The 18,516-nt window shown below is 65.0% G+C and carries 21 protein-coding genes; 17 read left to right on the top strand and 4 right to left on the bottom strand.

Going from position 1 to position 18,516, the window contains the following annotated elements:
- Positions 1–25: 25 nt before the first annotated feature.
- Positions 26–1,084 (bottom strand): AMP-binding protein, encoded by a 1,059-nt coding sequence (locus AB0L82_RS25190; protein WP_364641037.1) that lies wholly within the window; start codon positions 1,082–1,084, stop codon positions 26–28.
- Between the two features lie 112 nt (positions 1,085–1,196).
- Between AB0L82_RS25190 and AB0L82_RS25185 the strand changes: the two genes are divergently transcribed.
- Together AB0L82_RS25185 and AB0L82_RS25180 are read left to right on the top strand one after the other, a co-directional pair.
- Positions 1,197–2,183 (top strand): ABC transporter substrate-binding protein, encoded by a 987-nt coding sequence (locus AB0L82_RS25185; RefSeq protein ID WP_364641034.1) that lies wholly within the window; start codon positions 1,197–1,199, stop codon positions 2,181–2,183.
- Positions 2,184–2,212: 29 nt separating this feature from the next.
- Positions 2,213–2,566 (top strand): MmcQ/YjbR family DNA-binding protein, encoded by a 354-nt coding sequence (locus AB0L82_RS25180; protein ID WP_364641031.1) that lies wholly within the window; start codon positions 2,213–2,215, stop codon positions 2,564–2,566.
- A gap of 18 nt (positions 2,567–2,584) precedes the next feature.
- Here the strand turns inward: AB0L82_RS25180 and AB0L82_RS25175 are convergent, their stop codons facing one another.
- Positions 2,585–4,621 carry a M13 family metallopeptidase gene (locus tag AB0L82_RS25175; protein WP_364641028.1) on the bottom strand — a complete coding sequence of 679 codons (2,037 nt, stop codon included), beginning with the start codon at positions 4,619–4,621 and terminating at the stop codon, positions 2,585–2,587.
- Positions 4,622–4,751: 130 nt separating this feature from the next.
- Positions 4,752–6,800 (bottom strand): M13 family metallopeptidase, encoded by a 2,049-nt coding sequence (locus AB0L82_RS25170; RefSeq protein ID WP_364641025.1) that lies wholly within the window; start codon positions 6,798–6,800, stop codon positions 4,752–4,754.
- Between the two features lie 324 nt (positions 6,801–7,124).
- Here AB0L82_RS25170 and rplN point away from each other — a divergent pair, with 324 nt between their 5' ends.
- The 6 genes from rplN to AB0L82_RS25140 all read left to right on the top strand — a co-directional run bounded on the left by rplN (position 7,125) and on the right by AB0L82_RS25140 (position 11,044).
- Positions 7,125–7,493: a 50S ribosomal protein L14 gene (gene rplN, locus AB0L82_RS25165; protein ID WP_364641022.1), complete on the top strand. Its 369-nt coding sequence runs from the start codon at positions 7,125–7,127 to the stop codon at positions 7,491–7,493.
- Between the two features lie 2 nt (positions 7,494–7,495).
- Positions 7,496–7,810 (top strand): 50S ribosomal protein L24, encoded by a 315-nt coding sequence (gene rplX / locus AB0L82_RS25160; RefSeq protein WP_153808457.1) that lies wholly within the window; start codon positions 7,496–7,498, stop codon positions 7,808–7,810.
- A 1-nt stretch (position 7,811) separates the two neighbouring features.
- Positions 7,812–8,378, top strand: a complete 567-nt coding sequence (gene rplE, locus AB0L82_RS25155) for a 50S ribosomal protein L5 (protein ID WP_364641018.1) — start codon at positions 7,812–7,814, stop codon at positions 8,376–8,378.
- Positions 8,379–8,381: 3 nt separating this feature from the next.
- The gene (locus tag AB0L82_RS25150) at positions 8,382–8,567 is read left to right on the top strand and encodes a type Z 30S ribosomal protein S14 (RefSeq protein ID WP_029923637.1); all 186 of its coding nucleotides are present in this window, start codon (positions 8,382–8,384) and stop codon (positions 8,565–8,567) included.
- 142 nt (positions 8,568–8,709) lie between these two features.
- Positions 8,710–10,629: an FAD-dependent oxidoreductase gene (locus AB0L82_RS25145; RefSeq protein ID WP_364641015.1), complete on the top strand. Its 1,920-nt coding sequence runs from the start codon at positions 8,710–8,712 to the stop codon at positions 10,627–10,629.
- A 139-nt stretch (positions 10,630–10,768) separates the two neighbouring features.
- Positions 10,769–11,044, top strand: coding sequence for a hypothetical protein (locus AB0L82_RS25140; RefSeq protein ID WP_364641012.1), 276 nt, complete (start codon positions 10,769–10,771; stop codon positions 11,042–11,044).
- A 244-nt stretch (positions 11,045–11,288) separates the two neighbouring features.
- Here the strand turns inward: AB0L82_RS25140 and AB0L82_RS25135 are convergent, their stop codons facing one another.
- Positions 11,289–12,443 (bottom strand): hypothetical protein, encoded by a 1,155-nt coding sequence (locus AB0L82_RS25135; RefSeq protein ID WP_364641009.1) that lies wholly within the window; start codon positions 12,441–12,443, stop codon positions 11,289–11,291.
- A 441-nt stretch (positions 12,444–12,884) separates the two neighbouring features.
- Here AB0L82_RS25135 and rpsH point away from each other — a divergent pair, with 441 nt between their 5' ends.
- The 9 genes from rpsH (at position 12,885) to map (ending at position 18,375) form a co-directional block, all read left to right on the top strand.
- On the top strand, positions 12,885–13,283 hold the full coding sequence (rpsH, locus tag AB0L82_RS25130; protein WP_364641006.1) for a 30S ribosomal protein S8: 399 nt from the start codon (positions 12,885–12,887) through the stop codon (positions 13,281–13,283).
- Between the two features lie 14 nt (positions 13,284–13,297).
- Entirely contained in the window at positions 13,298–13,837 is a 540-nt protein-coding gene (gene rplF, locus AB0L82_RS25125; protein WP_364641003.1) for a 50S ribosomal protein L6, read from the top strand.
- Between the two features lie 3 nt (positions 13,838–13,840).
- The gene (gene rplR, locus AB0L82_RS25120) at positions 13,841–14,248 is read left to right on the top strand and encodes a 50S ribosomal protein L18 (RefSeq protein WP_364641000.1); all 408 of its coding nucleotides are present in this window, start codon (positions 13,841–13,843) and stop codon (positions 14,246–14,248) included.
- Between the two features lie 31 nt (positions 14,249–14,279).
- Positions 14,280–14,930 (top strand): 30S ribosomal protein S5, encoded by a 651-nt coding sequence (gene rpsE / locus AB0L82_RS25115; RefSeq protein ID WP_067574578.1) that lies wholly within the window; start codon positions 14,280–14,282, stop codon positions 14,928–14,930.
- Position 14,931: 1 nt separating this feature from the next.
- Positions 14,932–15,111, top strand: coding sequence for a 50S ribosomal protein L30 (gene rpmD / locus AB0L82_RS25110; RefSeq protein WP_153809684.1), 180 nt, complete (start codon positions 14,932–14,934; stop codon positions 15,109–15,111).
- Between the two features lie 2 nt (positions 15,112–15,113).
- The gene (gene rplO / locus AB0L82_RS25105) at positions 15,114–15,557 is read left to right on the top strand and encodes a 50S ribosomal protein L15 (RefSeq protein ID WP_364640995.1); all 444 of its coding nucleotides are present in this window, start codon (positions 15,114–15,116) and stop codon (positions 15,555–15,557) included.
- Between the two features lie 155 nt (positions 15,558–15,712).
- A complete protein-coding gene (gene secY, locus AB0L82_RS25100) occupies positions 15,713–17,032 on the top strand; it encodes a preprotein translocase subunit SecY (protein WP_364640992.1) in 1,320 nt (439 codons plus the stop codon).
- Complete coding sequence (locus AB0L82_RS25095) at positions 17,029–17,574, top strand: adenylate kinase (RefSeq protein ID WP_364640989.1); 546 nt, start codon at positions 17,029–17,031, stop codon at positions 17,572–17,574. The genes secY and AB0L82_RS25095 overlap by 4 nt, the downstream gene beginning before the upstream one ends.
- Positions 17,575–18,375 carry a type I methionyl aminopeptidase gene (gene map / locus AB0L82_RS25090; protein ID WP_364640986.1) on the top strand — a complete coding sequence of 267 codons (801 nt, stop codon included), beginning with the start codon at positions 17,575–17,577 and terminating at the stop codon, positions 18,373–18,375.
- Positions 18,376–18,516 lie beyond the last annotated feature (141 nt).

The following is an 18,516-nucleotide window of genomic DNA, read 5'->3' as shown; positions in this document are numbered from 1 at the left end:
GTTCCGGTGTTTATTGGCGGAAAGTTCAGGCCGCGTAGCCGACTTCGTCATCCGCCGTCGCGGTCGCGTGCTCGGCCACCTCGGCCGATTCGAACACCAGCCAGCCATCAGCGGTCCAGTGCCCGCGCGCACCGGTGCGGGAAAGCGTGCCGCGCACGGCGAACGGGTCCGCGACGGAACCGGCGGCGGTGACCGCCAGCGCCGCACCACCCAAATACACCGCACCGGTCACACCCGGCGCCACCAGCTCCAGCGCCTCGTCCAGCACCAGCAGTCGCGCACCCGGAATCGGGCGCACCCGGCCCGAACCATCGAGCGGACCGCGCGCCGCGACACCCGCGTAAGCGGCCGCGCTATAGGCGAATCCGGCCACCGAACCCGGGGCGATGGACCGCAGCAGCCCGGAAAGCACCGCCGGACAGGCGGTTCCGGTGACATCCCAGCGCCGCACCGACGGCAGCGCCGGAGCCGGGCGATCGGCCAGCCCGGACAGGATCTCGGCCGGGGCCACCACATGGGTCGCCGCACAGGTCGAGATGAGTTCGGCCAGCGCGGCCGGATCGGTGCGCTGCGTCTCGGTGGCCAGCACCAGGGTCGCACCGTCGGCCAGCGCGGCCAGCAATTCCACCGCTGCGTCCGCACAATCCCAGCGGGTCGCGAACAGGCGCACATCGGCCGAACCGAAGGCCCGATCCACCCGGCACTCGCGATGATCGGCGACCACCGCGCGGCGATCGTCCGCCGCGGCGGCCAGCGCGTCCGGGGTCAGCGAGATGCCGGAGCCGAAGGCGACCGCGGAATCGTTCTCGGTGGCATCGGCGATATCGCACAGCACCCGGGCCAGACCGTCCAGACTGGGACCGGCGGTGCCGATGACGCCGCCGTCGAGCACGGTGAACAGCTCGGCATAGGTGAGGATGTGGCCGCCATGACGGACAGCGGTACGCAGAATCGGCACGCGACGCCCGCAGCCGATCAGCGATTCCACCGACGGCACGTCGTACAGTTCGACTCCGTTGGCCCACTCGTCCACGAGACGATGCCGCTCGACCGCGGAAAGACTCTCCGGCAACCAACGCTCCATCGCTCACACCCCCGAACAATTACTTATGCAACCCTAACCTAATCGATCGAGGACACAATAGGCAGCCCCATCGGGGATCGAACCTGCAACAGCTTGCGACGGAAGGGCGGAAATGGGGTCGATCCGCAGGTCACGCGTCCGAAAGCGGGCACTCTTCGCCACCTTCGCAATGCTGTTCGCGCTCTTCGTCGCGGCGTGTGAGAAACATGACGAACCAACCGGTCCCGTCGACACGCCCGCACCCCAGCCGGTCACCATCACCCACGCGTTCGGCGAAACCACCATTCCGGGCATCCCCAAACGCGTTGTGGCTCTGGGTAATCAGTGGCTGGACACCGCTCGAGCGCTCGGTATCACCCCGATCGCCTATATCGACGACCTCGCCGCCCCCGCCGGATCCACTCCGCCCTGGGAACCCGCCACCCTCACCGCGGCCCGATCGCTCGACACCAGCGCTCAGCTGGTCGGCCAACTGACCCCGCTGCACCCCGACCTCATCCTGGCCGACCTCGTGATCGCCACCCGCGCCACCTACACCGAGCTATCCACAATCGCCCCCACCCTCCCCGCACTCTCCGAGGCCGACGACACCGCGTGGCCCGACCGTCTGCGCGCCCTCGGCAAAGCCCTCCGCAAAGACGCTCCCGCGGAAACCCTCATCACCGACCTGACCACCCGAATCAACGCCATCCCCCAACATCACCCCACCCTGAAAACCAAAACCTTCACCATCACCTGGCTCTCCGCCCCCACCCAATTCATGGCCTTCACCGCCCCCGAAGACCCCGCCAACACCCTCCTCACCCAACTCGGCCTGACCATCCCGCCACCCCTGATCACCCAGGGCCGCCCCACCGGCCGCCTCACCCTCGACCACCTCCCACCCCTGGACGCGGACCTCCTGATAGCGGCCTATTCCCCCGGAATGGACGAAACCTACCGAGCCCTACCGGGATTCACCGACCTCCCAGCCGTACGGAAGAACGCCACCCTCTTCCTCACCACCCAGGAACTAGCCGCCCTGACCCACCCCACCCCCCTCTCCCTCCCACACCTGCTGACCAAACTCGAACCCGCCCTCGCCAACGCCGCTCGGTAGCTGTCGTACCCGGCTGGGAGGATCGGGGCATGCGGGTGAGTGGTGAGGATGTGCGGGCGGTGGCGCTTTCGCTGGGGGAGGTGCGGGAGCTGTTCGAGTGGGATATGCCTACGTTTCGGGTGGCGAAGAAGTTGTTTCTGACGTTGCCGGAGGGGGAGACGTCGATGGCGGTGCGGTGTCCCATTGCCGAGCGGAACGAATTGGTGCTGGCGGAGCCGGAGAAGTTCTGGGTGGCGCCGCATGAGGCGGGCGGGGCCTGGGTGCGGGTGCGGCTGGCCGCGCTGGAGGATCACGAGGAATTGGCGGCGATCGTGCTGGATTCGTGGCGGCAGGCCGCGCCGCCGAAACTGGTGCAGCAGCGGGACGCCGCCGAACCCGCGTGAGTCCGGCGGCGCGTTGCTCTAGAAGGTGATGCGCTGATCCTCGGGGAGGAACAGTTTGTCGGTCGACTGGACGCCGAAGGCGGCGTAGAACTCCGGCAGGTTGCGCACCACCTGATTGCAGCGGAACTCGTCGGGGGAGTGGGTGTCGGTGAGGAGTTCGGCGGCGAGCTCCTTGGTCATCTTGATGCGCCAGCCACGGGCCCAGGACAGAAACAGCGTGTGATAGTCCGGATTGTCGTTGCCCGCACGCTTTTCGGCGATCCGATAGGCCGCGAGCGCGATCTGCAGACCGCGCAGATCCGCGAGATTCTCGCCCAGGGTCAGACGGCCATCGACATGCTGATCCGGATTCAAGCCCTCGGGGACCAGCGGATCGAACTGTGCCACCAGCCTATCCGCGGTCGCGTCGAACGCCCGGCGATCCTCGGCGGTCCACCAATCGTGCAGGTTGCCGTCGCCGTCGTATTTCGAGCCCTGATCGTCGAAACCGTGCCCGATCTCGTGGCCGATGGTCGCGCCGACCGCACCGAAGTTGACCGCCAGCTGCGCGTCCTTGTCGAAGTACGGGGCCTGCAAATACGCTGCGGGAAAAACGATTTCATTCAACGGCGGCGAATAGTAGGCGTTGACCGTCTGCGGGCTCATGCTCCACTCGGTCTTGTCGACCGGCGTCCCGAGCCGCGCCAGATCCCGCTTGGACTCGAAAGTCCCGATATTGCGCAGGGATTGAATGAGCTTGCCGCGCACGATCTCCAGCTTGGAGTAGTCCACCCAGTTGTCCGGATAACCGAGCTTGACCCGCATCTTGTCCAGCTTGGCCAGCGCCGCGTCCCGGGTGGGCTGGGTCATCCACTTATTGGTGCGGAAGTTCTCCCGGTAGGCGGACATGAGATCGTCCACCATCCGCTTGACCTCTTCCTTGGCCTCCGGCGGAAAGTACTGCGTCACATACAGTTTGCCGAGCTGCTCGGACAGCGACGAATTGACCATGTCCACGCCGTACTTCCAGCGTTCGGCGCGCTCCTTCTGCCCGCGCAGAATCGTGCCGAAGAAACGGAAGTACGCGTCATTGAACGCCAACGGCAGATACCGCGAATACCCGCGAATCACACTGAGCTTCAAGTAATCCCGCCACACCGCGATATCGGTGTCGGCCCAGATCTGCCCCGCCGTGGTGATGAACGACGGCTGCCCCACCACCACCTCGGAGAACAACTCCTTCGGCCGGTCGGTATTGCCCGCCAGCCAAGGCTCCCAATCGAATCCGCGCCCCAACTCGGTCAGCTGCTGCCAGCTCATCTTGTTGTAGGTGGCATTGGCATCGCGCCCGCGCACACTGTCCCAGTGCGCGGCCGCGATCCGCGTCTCCAGATCGAACATGCGCTGCGCCACCCCGGCCGGATCCGGGAAATTCGCCGCCTTGGCGATGTCCTCGAGATAGGTGCGATACCCCGCGCGAATCTCGGCGTACTGCGGTTTGCGGTACTGCTCCTCGTCGAGCCCGATCCCGGACTGCACCACGATCGGCACATAGCTGTCCGACTTCTTGCGGTCCACGCTCACGCCCAGCCCGATCAGCCCGCCGATCGGCAACTCCGCCATGACCTTGGCCAGATCCGGTTTGGTCGCGGCCTTGTCGACCTTGTCGAACAGGTCCTGCAAGGGCGAGAGCCCCAGCTTCTCGACCGTATCCCAGTCCACGCGGGCGTCGTACAGATCGCGAATCTGCTGCGCCTCGGACCCGGGCTTCGGATCCTTGATGCCGTCGATGATGGCGCGCAACCGATCCTGCGTCCGTTCCCCGGCCTCACTGCCCGCGCCGAACGCGGTCTTGTCCGGCGGCAACTGATACTCGCGCAGCCACTTGCCGTTGACGTATCGGTACAGATCGTCCTGCGGCCGAACCGCCTCGTCCACACCCGCCAGATCCACCCCCGACAACTGCTTGGGCGCATCATCTTTCGCGCACGACGCCACCACGGCAGCGGCCGGAACCAGCCCGAGTGCGATCAGAAATGCGCGGCGATCGAGGCGCACCGGACCCGACGAAGTCACGAAGAACCCTCCCGGTGCGGTACGCCGCACCCCTGCTAGTAGCCAATGGTGCGCCCGAGGCTACCGGGGTTCGCCCGCCCGCGTCGGTCTGTCGCGGGCGGGATGTCACTGTCGCGGGCGGGCGCTCGAGTCAGAGACTCACGCGCTGCTCCGGCGGCAAGAACTCCTTATCGCCGTCCTTCACCTGATACGTCTCGTAGAAATCGGCGAGATTGCGCACCACCTGATTGCAGCGGAATTCGGCCGGGGAGTGCGGATCATTGGCGATCTGATCCTCCAGGGCCTCCTGCGTCTGCTTGGTGCGCCAGGTCCGCCCCCACGACTCGAACATCGGCTTCAAATCGGGATTGGTATTGCCGCCGCGCTTTTCGAGCATCCGGTACGCGGCCAGCGAGATCTCCAGCCCGCGCAGATCCGCCAGATTCTCACCGACCGTGAGTTCGCCGTTCACATGCTGATCGGCGGGCAGCCCGGTCGGCACCAGCGCGTTGTACTGGTCGATCAGCAGCTTGGTCTTGGCCTCGAACGCCGTCCGATCCCCGGGCGTCCACCAGTCGTGCAGATTCCCGTCCGCGTCGTATTTGGAGCCCTGATCGTCGAACCCGTGCCCGATCTCATGCCCGATGACCGCCCCGCCCGCACCGTAATTCACCGCGGGCAGCGCGTCCTTGTCGAAGAACGGCGGCTGCAGGAACGCGGCCGGGAAGACGATCTCGTTCGCGCTCGGGTTGTAGTAGGCGTTCACCGTCTGCGGCGGCATACCCCATTCGGTCTTGTCGACCGGCGTGCCGAGCCGGTTGAACATCCGCTTGGCCTCGAATTCGCCTATCGCGCGGATGGATTCGATGAGTTTGCCGCGCGTGACCGTGACGGACGAATAGTCCTCCCACTTGGCCGGGTATCCGATCTTGGCGTCGATCTTCTCCAGCTTGGCGATGGCCGCGGTCCTGGTATCGGGCGACATCCAGCTGGAGTTGGTGAAATTCTCCTTGTAGGCGGCCCGCAGATCCGCCACCATGTCGTCCGCCCGCTTCTTGGCCTCGGCCGGAAAGTGCTTGTCCACGTACAGCTTTCCGAGCGCGTCCCCGAGATTGGAGTTGATCGTCGCCACCGCGGACTTCCAGCGCTCGGGCCGCTGTTTCACCCCCGCCATCACCGTGAAATTGAAGTCGAAATTGGCGTCGTTGATCGCCTTGGGCAGATACGGCGCGAACCCGCGCACCAGCGCGAGCTTCAAATAGTCACGCCACTGCGCGATATCGACCTGCTGCCATAGGTCCCCGGCCGCGGTCATGAACGAGGGCTGCCCGACATTCACCCTGTCGAACAGGTTCTTCGGCCGGTCGGTATTGCCAGCCAGCCACGGATCCCAATCGAATCCCGGTGCGAGCGCGACCAATTCGGCCCAGCTGCGCGGGTTGTACCCGGCATCGGTATCGCGCAGCTGCACATTGGTCCACTGCGCGGCCGCGATGCGGCCCTCCAGATCCACCACGCGCCCGGCCAGCGCCACCGGATCGGCGAATCCCGCGCCACCGGCGATCTGCGCCATGAAAGTGCGGTACGCCGTGAGCTTGTCGGCATTCGCGGGCTTGAGGTAGTACTGCTGATCCAGCCCGGTCCCGGACTGCTGGACCTGCGCCAGATAGGCATTGGAGTTCTTGGGATCGGCCCCGACCATCAGCCCGATCAACCCCACCCCGGGCAGCGCGCCCATCACCTTCGCCAGATCCGGCTTGGTCTGCGCCCCGTCGATCTTTGCGAACAGATCCTGCAGCGGCTGCATGCCGAGGGTCTCGATATCGTTCAGATCCAGCCGCGCGTCGTACAGATCCCGGATCTTCTGCTCATCGGTCCCGGATTTCGGATCGTGAATCCCGGTGATGATGTCCCGGAGCTGTTCCTCGACCCGGTCCTGCACCTCGTCGAAGGTGCCGAACGAGGTCTTGTCCGGCGGCAGCTGATACTCGTCGAGCCATTTGCCGTTGACGAACCGATACAGATCGTCCTGCGGCCGGATCGCCGGATTCGATCCGGACATATCCGGTCCGATCAGTTGCGCGGCGGTTTTCGCGGGCTCCGAACTCGAACATCCCGGCAACAGCGCGGCGGCAGGCAACACCCCCAGCGCGATCAGGAACTTCCGGCGATCAACAGCGAAGGGGCGCGCAGAGGTCAACGCGAATCTCCTCATATCGGATAATCGGGTATTGCTCGGTCGGCCCGACGCTAATAGTCGAGGCTGAGCATCAGCTGAATCCACGCCCGGTGTCGCCTGCGATAACCGCCGAACCGACCCCGATTTCGCTGCCACCTGCGGCTTGGCTACACTTGTCCGGTTGCCTGCGGGAGCTATGCCCGCACTTCGGCCGCGAACCCACAGCGGTTCGGTCTTCCCAGATCGGTGAAAACCGCTGGCAGGCGCGCGTGCGAAGGGCAACTGACCATGCCCGTCGGGTCGGCAATCCGGCGTGCATTTCGTCCAGGTCTAGGAGGAGCTGAAGTGATTCAGCAGGAGTCGCGACTGCGCGTCGCCGACAACACGGGTGCCAAGGAAATCCTTTGCATTCGCGTGCTCGGTGGTTCGTCGCGTCGCTATGCCGGTATCGGCGACATCATCGTCGCCACCGTGAAAGACGCCATCCCGGGTGGCAACGTCAAGAAGGGCGAGGTCGTCAAGGCCGTCGTCGTTCGCACCACCAAGGAGCGCCGTCGCGCGGATGGCTCGTACATCCGTTTCGACGAGAACGCCGCGGTGCTGATCAAGCCGGATCACGATCCGCGCGGCACCCGCATCTTCGGCCCGGTCGGCCGTGAGCTGCGCGAGAAGAAGTTCATGAAGATCGTTTCGCTGGCCCCGGAGGTGCTCTGACCATGAAGGTGCACAAGGGCGACACCGTGATCGTCGTTTCGGGCAAGGACAAGGGCGCCAAGGGCAAGGTCATTCAGGCCTTCCCGGCGACCGGCAAGGTCCTGGTCGAGGGCGTCAACCGGATCAAGAAGCACGTCGCGAACTCCGCGAACCAGCGTGGCGCCAGCTCCGGCGGCATCGTTACCCAGGAAGCTGCGATCCAGGCCTCCAACGTGATGGTTGTGGACTCGGACGGCAAGCCGACTCGCGTCGGTTACCGCACCGATGAGAACGGCAAGCGCGTTCGCATCTCCCGTCGCAACGGGAAGGACATCTGAGATGACTTCGACTGAGAACAAGGTGCAGCCGCGCCTGAAGGCGCGCTACCGCGCCGAAATCAAGGACGCGCTGAACAGCGAGTTCAACTACGACAACGTGATGCAGATCCCGGGTGTCGTGAAGGTCGTCGTGAACATGGGTGTCGGCGACGCCGCCCGTGACGCGAAGCTGATCAACGGTGCGGTCGCCGACCTCACCCTGATCACCGGCCAGAAGCCCGAGATCCGCAAGGCCACCAAGTCCATCGCGCAGTTCAAGCTGCGTGAGGGCATGCCGATCGGCGCGAAGGTCACCCTTCGTGGCGACCGCATGTGGGAGTTCCTGGATCGCCTGATCTCCATCGCGCTGCCCCGTATCCGCGACTTCCGCGGCCTGTCGCCGAAGCAGTTCGACGGCAACGGCAACTACACCTTCGGCCTCTCGGAGCAGTCGATGTTCCACGAGATCGACGTGGACCGCATCGATCGCCCCCGTGGTATGGACATCACCGTGGTGACCACCGCGACCAACAACGAAGAAGGCCGTGCCCTGCTCAAGCACCTCGGCTTCCCGTTCAAGGAGAACTGATCCATGGCTAAGAAGGCTCTGATCAACAAGGCCAACGCCAAGCCGAAGTTCGCGGTGCGTGCCTACACCCGCTGCCAGCGCTGCGGCCGCCCCCACGCGGTCTACCGCAAGTTCGGCCTCTGCCGCGTGTGCCTGCGCGAAATGGCGCACCGCGGTGAGCTCCCGGGCGTGCACAAGAGCTCCTGGTGAGCTCAGCTCCCTCGTGAGCTGACAACTTGATCGAAGGCCCCCATGCCGGAATTTTCCGGTGTGGGGGCTTTCGGTGTTTGAACGACCGACCATCAAGACCATTTCCCGGTCCGGCGCCACCGCTCTCGCCGATACTGTGGCTATGACACAGCCGCGTGGATCGATTGTGGTGGTGGGTGCGGGGATCGCGGGATTGGCTGCTGCGCAAGCCCTTCGCAAACTCGGATACGCGGTGACGGTGCTGGAGGCTCGGGATCGGATCGGGGGGCGGATCTGGACCGATGCGGACGGGGTTGATCTCGGGGCGCATTGGATTCACGGGACCGAAGGGAATCCGCTGACCGAACTCGTGGAGCGGCTGGAGCTGCCGTACGGATATGTGGGTGGGGACAGTTCGTATACGGGCGGGTTCGACAGTCTCACGCTGTTCGGGCCGGATCGGGTGGCCGCGCCCGCCACCATGAAGAACCGCACGCTGGAATTGGCGGACGCGGTGCTGCACGAACTGGAGCTGCGGGCGGAATTGGCTCGGCGGCACGGGGATCCGGATGTTTCGCTGGCCGCGGTGCTGGATGAGATTTTGGCCGCGGGCGGGTATGAACCGGCCGATGAGCAGGCTATTCGCTATCACCTCAATGTGATTCTGCGCGAGGATGTGGCCGAGGATCCGGGGCTGCTGTCCTTCAAGTACTGGGAGGACGGGTACCGGGTCTACGGGTACGGGGACAGTGTTCTGCACGGTGGTTACCAAGCACTGGTGCGAGCGCTGGCGGCTGATCTCGATATCGAAACATGCAGTGCCGTAAGCGATATCGCGTACGGCGACGCGAGCAACCCGGTGCGGGTCACCACCGCGAAAGGTGTCTACGACGCCGATAAGGTGCTCGTCACGGTCCCGCTCGGAGTGCTCAAGGCGGGCGATATCGGCTTCGAGCCGCCGCTGCCCGAACTCAAGCGCCGTGCGGTCGAGCGCCTCGGTTTCGGGACCCTCAACAAAATCGCCCTGCACTACGACGCCCGCTTCTGGCCCGCCGAACAGTACGTCTTCGGCTATATGTGCCGCGAGACCGACCGCTATCCCACCGTCGTGATCAGCATGTGGAAGTCACACGGCCAGCCAATCCTGGTGCTGCTGCTCGGCGCATCGCTGGGCCGGGAAATGGAATCCTGGTCCGACACCGAAGTCCACGATTACGCGACCACCGTCGTCTCCGATATCTTCGGCACGAATGTGCCTGAACCGCAAAAGATTTCGCGCACCAGCTGGTCCGCGGACCCGTATGCGCGCGGTTCCTACGCCTGTATCGGCGTCGACGCCTCCCCGCGCGATCTGGACATCCTCGCCGAACCCATCGGCGACCGGGTGTATTTCGCGGGCGAGGCCACCAACAGCTACCACTGGGGCTGCGTGCACAGCGCGTATGAATCGGGCCTGCGCGAAGCGGCCCGCATCGCCGACGACCCTTCCCTGCACACCCCGCCCGCCACCGAAACCTCCCGCCGCCAGCGCCGCGATATCGACCGCATGAAGCGCTTCGCCCGAATGCGCATGAGCCACTACAGCTTCGAAACCCTGCGCGACCGCACCGCCTGCCTGTCCGAGGGCGTCGACCCCTTCGGTGTCCGCCTCTTCGCGCCACTGGTAGACGCCGACCTGGAAACCCTCGCCTCCATGTTCGACGAAATCACCTACACCCCAGGCGATCTCATCTGCCGCGAGGAGGACCCCGCCCACGGCGTCTACGTAATCGCCGACGGCGAAGTGGAAGTCGACTTCGGCGGCGTCTACGAACCCGCCGTCATGTCCCGAGGCGCGGTGCTGGGCAGCCACGACATCTTCTACGACGCCCGCACCACCACCGTCACCGCCAAATCCCAGGTCCGCCTCTACTTCCTGGACCACTACCGCTACAAAACCTTCCTCTACGCCTTCCCCGACGTCATGATGACCATGCTCGCCGACCTCGTCTCCCGCTGGGAACAACTCGAAGACGTCCTCGGCGCCGCCACCCTCACCGGCGCCCTCCGCCTCCTCGGGCCCCGCCACCCCACCGAACCCTGACAAATTTCCCCCGCCATATTCCTGTCGGTCCGTCCGGCTACGATCGGTTGGCCGAGCCGGGGAGCTCGGTAGCTCTTCGAAGGGAATAGTCATGTGGGGCAATAGAATTCGTGCATCAATCGTAGTCGGTGCGGCAGTCGTGGCCGGAGGTTTCACCCTGCCCGCAGTCGCTGGCGCGGGCTACCCCGAGGGCGGCACTTTCGCCTGCGACCGCGTAGACGCCAAGGGCTCGCACCAACTGAACGGCTACGGCTGCATCGCGTCCCCCGGTTTCCCTTCCCAGGGCCCGGTCGACAAGTTCTACGTTCAGCTGAAGCAGTACCGGACCGCGGTCTGGTACTGCGTGGCAGGTATAGCCACCATCGGTATGCGCGCCCCTGGCGACCTGGTAGCCGACGGCTGCGCCGCTCGATAGGCGAGTTCGCTAAGGTTGAAGCCGAAAGATACCTTTTGGTTCGCATCGTCTCGCCCAACACCACCGGCAGCGCGGGCACCGGTTGCGAGGAAATCGTGTCGGTCGCCTAGTGCCGCCGCGCGCTCGGCCGTCTTCGTCGACGCCGGGCGCTTCCGACAAACCGAGAGACTCTCAACTCCTCTGGGCGGCAGAGTTTCTCGCCGCGGACGCGGCGGAAACTCTTGCCCACGAGCCGTATTCGTGGTCAGGCCGCGCCGGTGGCCAGGCCCAGGAGCGCTCCGGCTCCTACACCCGCCGCGGTGCCGACCGCACCCGCGAGCGCACCGCCGACGGCCGCACCGGCGGTTCCGCTCGCAATGCCGCCCCCGATACCGCCCGCCGCCACGCCCGCCAGCCCGGCCAGCGCGCCGACCGTCGCCCCGCCGACCAGCGCACCCCCACCGGCTCCGAGCACGGTGCCGCCGACGACTCCGGCGGTGACTCCGATCGCCGCACCCACCGCAGCGCCGATCGCCGCCCCGATGGCGCCACCGGTCACGGTGCCGACCGCACCCGTGACCGGTGTGACGACGATTCCGACGCCGGTCAGGGCGGGAAGTCCGACTCCGGCTGTGCCGCCGATGGTTCCGCCGATCAGCCCGCCCGCGATGGCCCCGATGGCGGTTCCGGCCGCGAGACCGAACGCGCCGCCGCCGACCGCGCCCAGACCCGAGCCGACCACTCCGCCACCGATCGCCCCGACGGTCGCCCCCGCGAGGCCCGCACCGGCGCCGACCGCGAGCCCACCGGCGGTCGCGCCCGCGAGCCCGGCCAGCGCGGCTCCGGCGGTACCGCCGAGCACGGCCGACGGCACGCCTACGGCGGCCGCACCGGTGGTAGCGCCGAGTAGACCTCTACCGGCGAGCTCATCCGAGCGATTCGGGGAAATGCCGATCGACCGAGCGAAGGTCGAGATATCCGCTTCGAGATTCGCGGCCGTCGCGTTCACCCCATCGGTCAGCCCTTTGGGTACCAAATTGCCGGCGGGAGCGGTGAAGTCGCCGATGCGGATCGTCTCCGGAGCCGGAACGATGGGCGCGACCCGGGGCGTGGGCTCGGGCGCGTGCAACTGTCCGAGATCCAGTGGCGCGGTGTACGCGGGCGCCGGAATCGGCCGAGACACCCCGTAATCGGTATCGGGCGCGGCCTGATCATGCGCGACCGCGAGCGAGTCCGACGGCGCGATGGTCACCCCCGGCTGCCGGGCGCTCGGCGGCGTGGTCACCCCCGGTTGTGGCGTGATGAATTGCGGAGCCGCCTGTGCCGATCCGGCGAAGGTGATCACGGCGGCGATGGGCACCGCGGTGACGGATCCGAACAGTGCGTTGCGTGCCGCGGACTGCTTGCGGTGACGAGCCATGTGTGTACCAAACCTCTTCTTGCATTGGGTCTTTCGAGCTTTTCGACCGCAATGAAGCGTCCGCATCCCCCCGAAAGCGATTACCGTCCCAGACAACTGGCGGCCACGAGTACAGCCGCGCGAAACGCCCGGTGTCAATCCAGTCCCCGGTGGATGTGACTCAGATCGCCGAATGTTTGCGGCGCTATGCATCTGCCCGCCGAAACCGCCGTGAGCAGTCGCACACCACCCCCGATTTGGTGGCTGAGCAGGGGTTGCCTACACTGAACCGGTTGCCTGGGCACATCTATGTCCGCACCTCGGTGTGCGGGCTTGCTCGGAAGGCGATAGCTAATCCGGTCGGGCATACCCGGCTGGACCGAACCGAATTGTCGTAGGCCCACGACCGCCCGTGTGACGGTGCTGAATGGGAACCGCGGCGAGAAAGGTAGCGGTCAACTCATGACCATGACTGACCCAATCGCAGACTTCTTGACCCGTCTGCGCAACGCCAACTCGGCGTACCACGATCAGGTGAAGGCGCCGCACTCGAAGATCAAGGTGAACATCGCCGAGATCCTCAAGCGCGAGGGCTACATCGCCGACTACCGCATCGAAGATGCGACCGTCGGCAAGAACCTGGTTGTCGACCTCAAGTACGGCCCGAGCCGTGAGCGCAGCCTGCAGGGCGTGCGTCGCGTTTCGAAGCCGGGCCTCCGGGTTTACGCGAAGTCCACCAACCTGCCCAAGGTGCTGGGTGGCCTCGGCGTGGCGATCATCTCCACGTCCGCCGGCCTGCTCACGGACCGTCAGGCCAAGCAGCAGAGTGTAGGCGGGGAAGTCCTCGCCTACGTCTGGTAAGGGAGGTAGGAACAATGTCGCGTATCGGTAAGAAGCCGATCCCGGTTCCCGCCGGTGTCGAGGTGACCATCGACGGCCAGAACATCGCGGTGAAGGGTCCCAAGGGCACCCTGTCGCATGTGGTCGCCGAGCCGATCACCGTCACCAAGGCGGAGTCCGGTGAGCTCGAGGTCGTTCGTCCGAACGACGAGCGTCAGAACCGCTCGCTCCACGGCCTGACCCGCACCCTGATCAGCAACATGATCGAGGGTGTCACCAAGGGCTACGAGAAGAAGATGGAAATCTTCGGCGTCGGTTACCGCGTGCAGGCCAAGGGCTCGAACCTCGAGTTCGCCCTGGGTTACAGCCACGCTGTCCCGGTCGAGGCTCCTGAGGGCATCACCTTCGCGGTCGAGGCTCCCACCAAGTTCTCGGTGTCGGGCATCGACAAGCAGAAGGTCGGCCAGATCGCAGCGGTTATCCACGGCCTGCGCAAGCCCGACCCGTACAAGGGCAAGGGCATCCGCTACGCCGGCGAGGTCGTTCGCCGCAAGGTCGGAAAGACGGGTAAGTAAGCCATGGCACAAACTGAGAACCAGAAGCTGAAGCGGAAGCCGAAGGGCACCGACGCTTCGACTCGTCGTCGTTTGTCCAAGACGCGTCGCCACTTCCGTCTCCGTAAGAAGATCGAAGGCACCACCGTGCGTCCGCGCCTGGTGGTCAACCGCTCGGCTCGCCACATCCACGCTCAGCTGATCGACGACACGGTGGGTAAGACCATCGCTTCGGCGTCGACCATCGAGGCCGATGTGCGTGCCGTCGAGGGTGACAAGTCCGCCAAGGGCGCCAAGGTCGGCGAGCTCATCGCCGCCCGCGCCAAGGCTGCCGGCGTCGAGGCGGTCGTGTTCGACCGTGGTGGTCACGACTACCACGGCCGTATCGCGGCGCTCGCGGACGCCGCCCGTGAAGGTGGGCTGAAGTTCTGATGATCAACACTGCAAACGGAAGGAACGTCTGATGCCGGGACGTCAGCGGCGTGACGGCGGAAACAACGGTCCCGCCGGAAACAATGGCCCCAACGCGGGTGGCAACGATCGTGACGGCGGCCGCGGCCGTGGTCGTGGCGGTCAGCGCGATCAGCAGCAGGCCGAGAAGAGCAATCAGCTCGAGCGCGTAGTCGCGATCAACCGCGTCTCCAAGGTTGTGAAGGGTGGTCGTCGCTTCAGCTTCACCGCCCTCGTGATCGTCGGTGACGGCAACGGTCTGGTCGGCGTCGGCTACGGCAAGGCCAAGGAAGTTCCCGCGGCCATCCAGAAGGGTGTCGAGGAGGCTCGCAAGAGCTTCTTCCGCGTTCCGATGATCGGCTCCACCATCACTCACCCCGTTCAGGGTGAGGCGGCGGCCGGTGTCGTCATGCTGCGTCCGGCTTCGCCGGGTACCGGTGTGATCGCCGGTGGCGCGGCTCGCGCCGTGCTGGAGTGCGCTGGCATCCACGACATTCTGGCGAAGTCGCTCGGTAGCGATAACGCCATCAACGTTGTGCACGCCACCGTTGCTGCTCTCAAGATGCTGCAGCGCCCCGAAGAGGTTGCCGCTCGCCGCGGTCTCCCGATCGAGGATGTGGCTCCTGCGGGCATGCTGCGTGCACGTGCGGGACAGGGAGTCTGACATGGCAGATCTCAAAGTGACCCAGACCAAGAGCTCCATTGGCGCCCTGCGTAACCAGCGCGAGTCGCTGCGGACCCTCGGCCTGCGTGGCATTCGCCAGACTGTCGTCCGTGAGGACAACGCGCAGAACCGCGGTCTGATCAACGTCGTGCGCCACCTCGTTCAGGTTGAGGAGGTTTAAGCATGACCATCAAGTTGCATCACCTGCGTCCTGCCCCCGGTTCCAAGACCGAGAAGACCCGTGTGGGTCGCGGTGAGGGTTCCAAGGGTAAGACCGCGGGCCGTGGTACCAAGGGTACGAAGGCTCGCAAGAATGTTCCGGTCCGCTTCGAGGGCGGGCAGATGCCGATCCACATGCGTCTGCCGAAGCTGAAGGGGTTCAAGAACCCGTTCCGCACCGAATACCAGGTCGTGAATGTCTCCGACATCGCGCGGGTGTTCCCCGAGGGTGGCACCATCGGCAAGTCCGAGCTCGTGGCTCGCGGCCTCGTTCGCAAGAACGAGCTCGTGAAGGTGCTCGGCGAGGGCGAAATCGGTGTGGCCGTTCAGGTCTCGGCCGATAAGTTCTCGGGTTCGGCCGTGGAGAAGATCTCCGCTGCTGGCGGCACCACCACCGTTCTGGCCTGACGGTAACCTGAATTAACCAGAGACACCGGACGAGTCGCGAGCTCGTCCGGTGTCACTGTTAGAGTTCAAGTGTTGTCTGCCAACACCGTCATGGGGATTCGGCGTTTCCGTCGTTGTAGCCATGGCCTGACCTATGTCGTTCGCCAGGAGGATCTGTGCTTTCCGCCTTCGTGTCGGCTTTCCGGACCCCGGACTTACGGCGGAAGATTCTCTTCACGCTGGGACTGATCGCCCTCTACCGGCTGGGTGCGTCCTTGCCTTCGCCGGGCGTCAGTTACAAGAACGTCCAAGACTGTGTGGCGCTGGTCAACGGCGGGGATTCCGCCGGCATCTATCAGCTCATCAATCTCTTCTCCGGCGGCGCGCTACTTCAGCTCTCGGTGTTCGCGATCGGCATCATGCCGTACATCACCGCGAGCATCATTATCCAGCTGTTGACCGTTGTGATTCCTCGGTTCGAGGAACTTCGCAAGGAAGGTCAATCGGGTCAGAACAAAATGACCCAGTACACCCGCTATCTGTCGGTCGCGCTGGCGATTCTGCAGTCGACCGGTCTGGTCGCGCTCGCTTCGCGTGGACAGCTGCTGCGCGGGTGCCCCAAAGACATTCTCGATGACACCTCCGTCTTCGGCATGATCATCATCGTGCTGGTCATGACGGCCGGTGCGGCCCTGGTGATGTGGTTCGGCGAGCAGATCACCGAGCGCGGTGTCGGTAACGGCATGTCGCTGTTGATCTTCGCGGGTATCGCGGCGCGTATCCCGTCCGAGGGCAAGACGATCTACGACGGTCGTGGCTGGGGCGTCACCGCGATGGTGGCCGCCGCCGCGCTGGTCGTGATCGTGGGCGTCATCTTCGTGGAGCAGGGCCAGCGCCGGATTCCGGTGCAGTACGCCAAGCGCGTGGTCGGCCGGAAGATGTACGGCGGTTCGTCGACCTATCTGCCGCTGAAGGTGAATCAGGCGGGCGTCATCCCCGTCATCTTCGCCTCCTCGCTGCTCTATCTGCCGAACCTGTTGGCGCAGTTGACCCAGAAGACCACGGGAGATCCGGCCAAGTGGCAGGAGCTCATCCAGAAGTATCTGGTCAATCCGAGCAACCCGGTCTACGTCGGGATCTACTTCGCGCTGATCGTGTTCTTCACCTACTTCTATGTCGCGATCACCTTCAATCCGGAGGAGCGCGCGGACGAGATGAAGAAGTTCGGCGGCTTCATTCCGGGCTATCGGCCCGGTAAGCCGACCGCGGACTATCTGAACTACGTCCTGAGCCGAATCACCCTGCCCGGTTCGATCTACCTCGGCGCCGTCGCCGTGCTTCCGAACCTGTTGCTGGGCCTCGGCACCAATAGCGGTGTGCAGAACCTGCCGTTCGGCGGTACCGCGGTGCTGATCATTGTGAGCGTCGGCCTCGATACGGTGAAACAGATCGAGAGCCAGTTGATGAATCGAAATTACGAAGGGTTCCTCAAGTGAGAGTTGTTCTGCTCGGGCCGCCCGGTGCCGGCAAAGGCACCCAGGCCGTGCTGCTTTCGGAAAAGCTGGGTGTACCGCATATCTCCACTGGGGATCTGTTCCGTGCGAACATCGGCCAGCAGACCGCGCTGGGCCTGGAAGCCAAGAAGTACATGGACGCGGGCGATCTGGTGCCCAGCACGGTGACCAACCGCATGGTCGAGGCGCGTATCGCGGAGCCGGACGCGACCAATGGCTTTGTGCTGGACGGTTACCCGCGCACCGTGGATCAGGCCGACGCGCTGGAGAAGATGCTCAAGGAGTCGGGCCATGAGCTCGACGCCGTGCTGTGCTTCGTGGTCGCCGAGGACGTCGTGGTCGAGCGCATGCTGGCCCGTGGCCGCGGTGACGACACCGAGGAGACCATCCGTAACCGCATGCGTGTCTACCGCGAGGAGACCGAACCGTTGCTGGATCACTATGACGGCCTGGTCGTCACCGTCGAGGGTGTCGGCGAGATCGAAGATGTGAACGCACGCGCACTCGCGGCGCTGGGTCACTGAATGGTCTTCGGCCGCAAGAACAAGAAGGTGGTGCCGTTCCGCACCGCCGGTGAACTGGATGCCATGGCGGCGGCCGGCGCTATCGTCGGCCGTGCGCTGGTGGCGGTGCGCAATGCCGCCAAGCCCGGGGTTTCGACCCTGGAATTGGACGAGGTCGCAGAGCAGCTCATCCGCGAGAACGGTGCCATCCCTTCGTTCAAGGGCTATCACGGTTTTCCGGGATCGATCTGCTCGTCTGTGAATGATCGTGTGGTGCATGGCATTCCGTCGAAGGACGATGTGCTGGCCGAGGGCGATCTGGTGTCCATCGACTGCGGCGCGATTCTCGAAGGCTGGCACGGTGATTCGGCCTGGACGTTCGGGGTCGGCAACATCATCGAGGCGGATCGGCTGCTGAGTGAGGCGACCCGGTTGTCGATGGAGGCGGGTATCGCCGCCATGATCGACGGCGCGCGGCTGACCGATATCTCGCACGCCATCGAACTCGGCACGCACGCCGCGGAGGCCGAGCACGGTCGTTCGTACGGCATCGTGGACGGGTACGGCGGTCACGCCATCGGCCGTGAGATGCATATGGATCCGTTCCTGCCCAATGAGGGTGCGCCCGGTAAGGGTCCGCGCCTGGTGGTGGGTTCGGTGCTGGCGATCGAGCCGATGCTGACGCTCGGGACCACCGAGACCAAGACGCTCGACGATGACTGGACCGTGGTGACCACCGACGGCACGCGTGCCGCGCACTGGGAGCACACGGTTGCGGTTACCGAGGATGGTCCGCGCATTCTGACCTTGCGTCCGGAGTAGTCCGCCGCGGCAAGCCGCCACTGGCACAAAGTTTTTCGCACCCGTACCGGTTTTACCGGTACGGGTGCGTTTTTTTGTGGGTCCAATAGAACGAGTTCGCAACGTACCGGTTTGTTTTGCGGCGATCGCGCACGGGGGATA

The organism is Nocardia sp. NPDC052001 (assembly GCF_040680615.1).
In the GTDB taxonomy this organism is placed as follows: Bacteria; Actinomycetota; Actinomycetes; order Mycobacteriales; family Mycobacteriaceae; genus Nocardia.
Note: the sequence above shows the minus strand (reverse complement) of the source record. Positions and strands in the feature narration are given on the sequence as shown.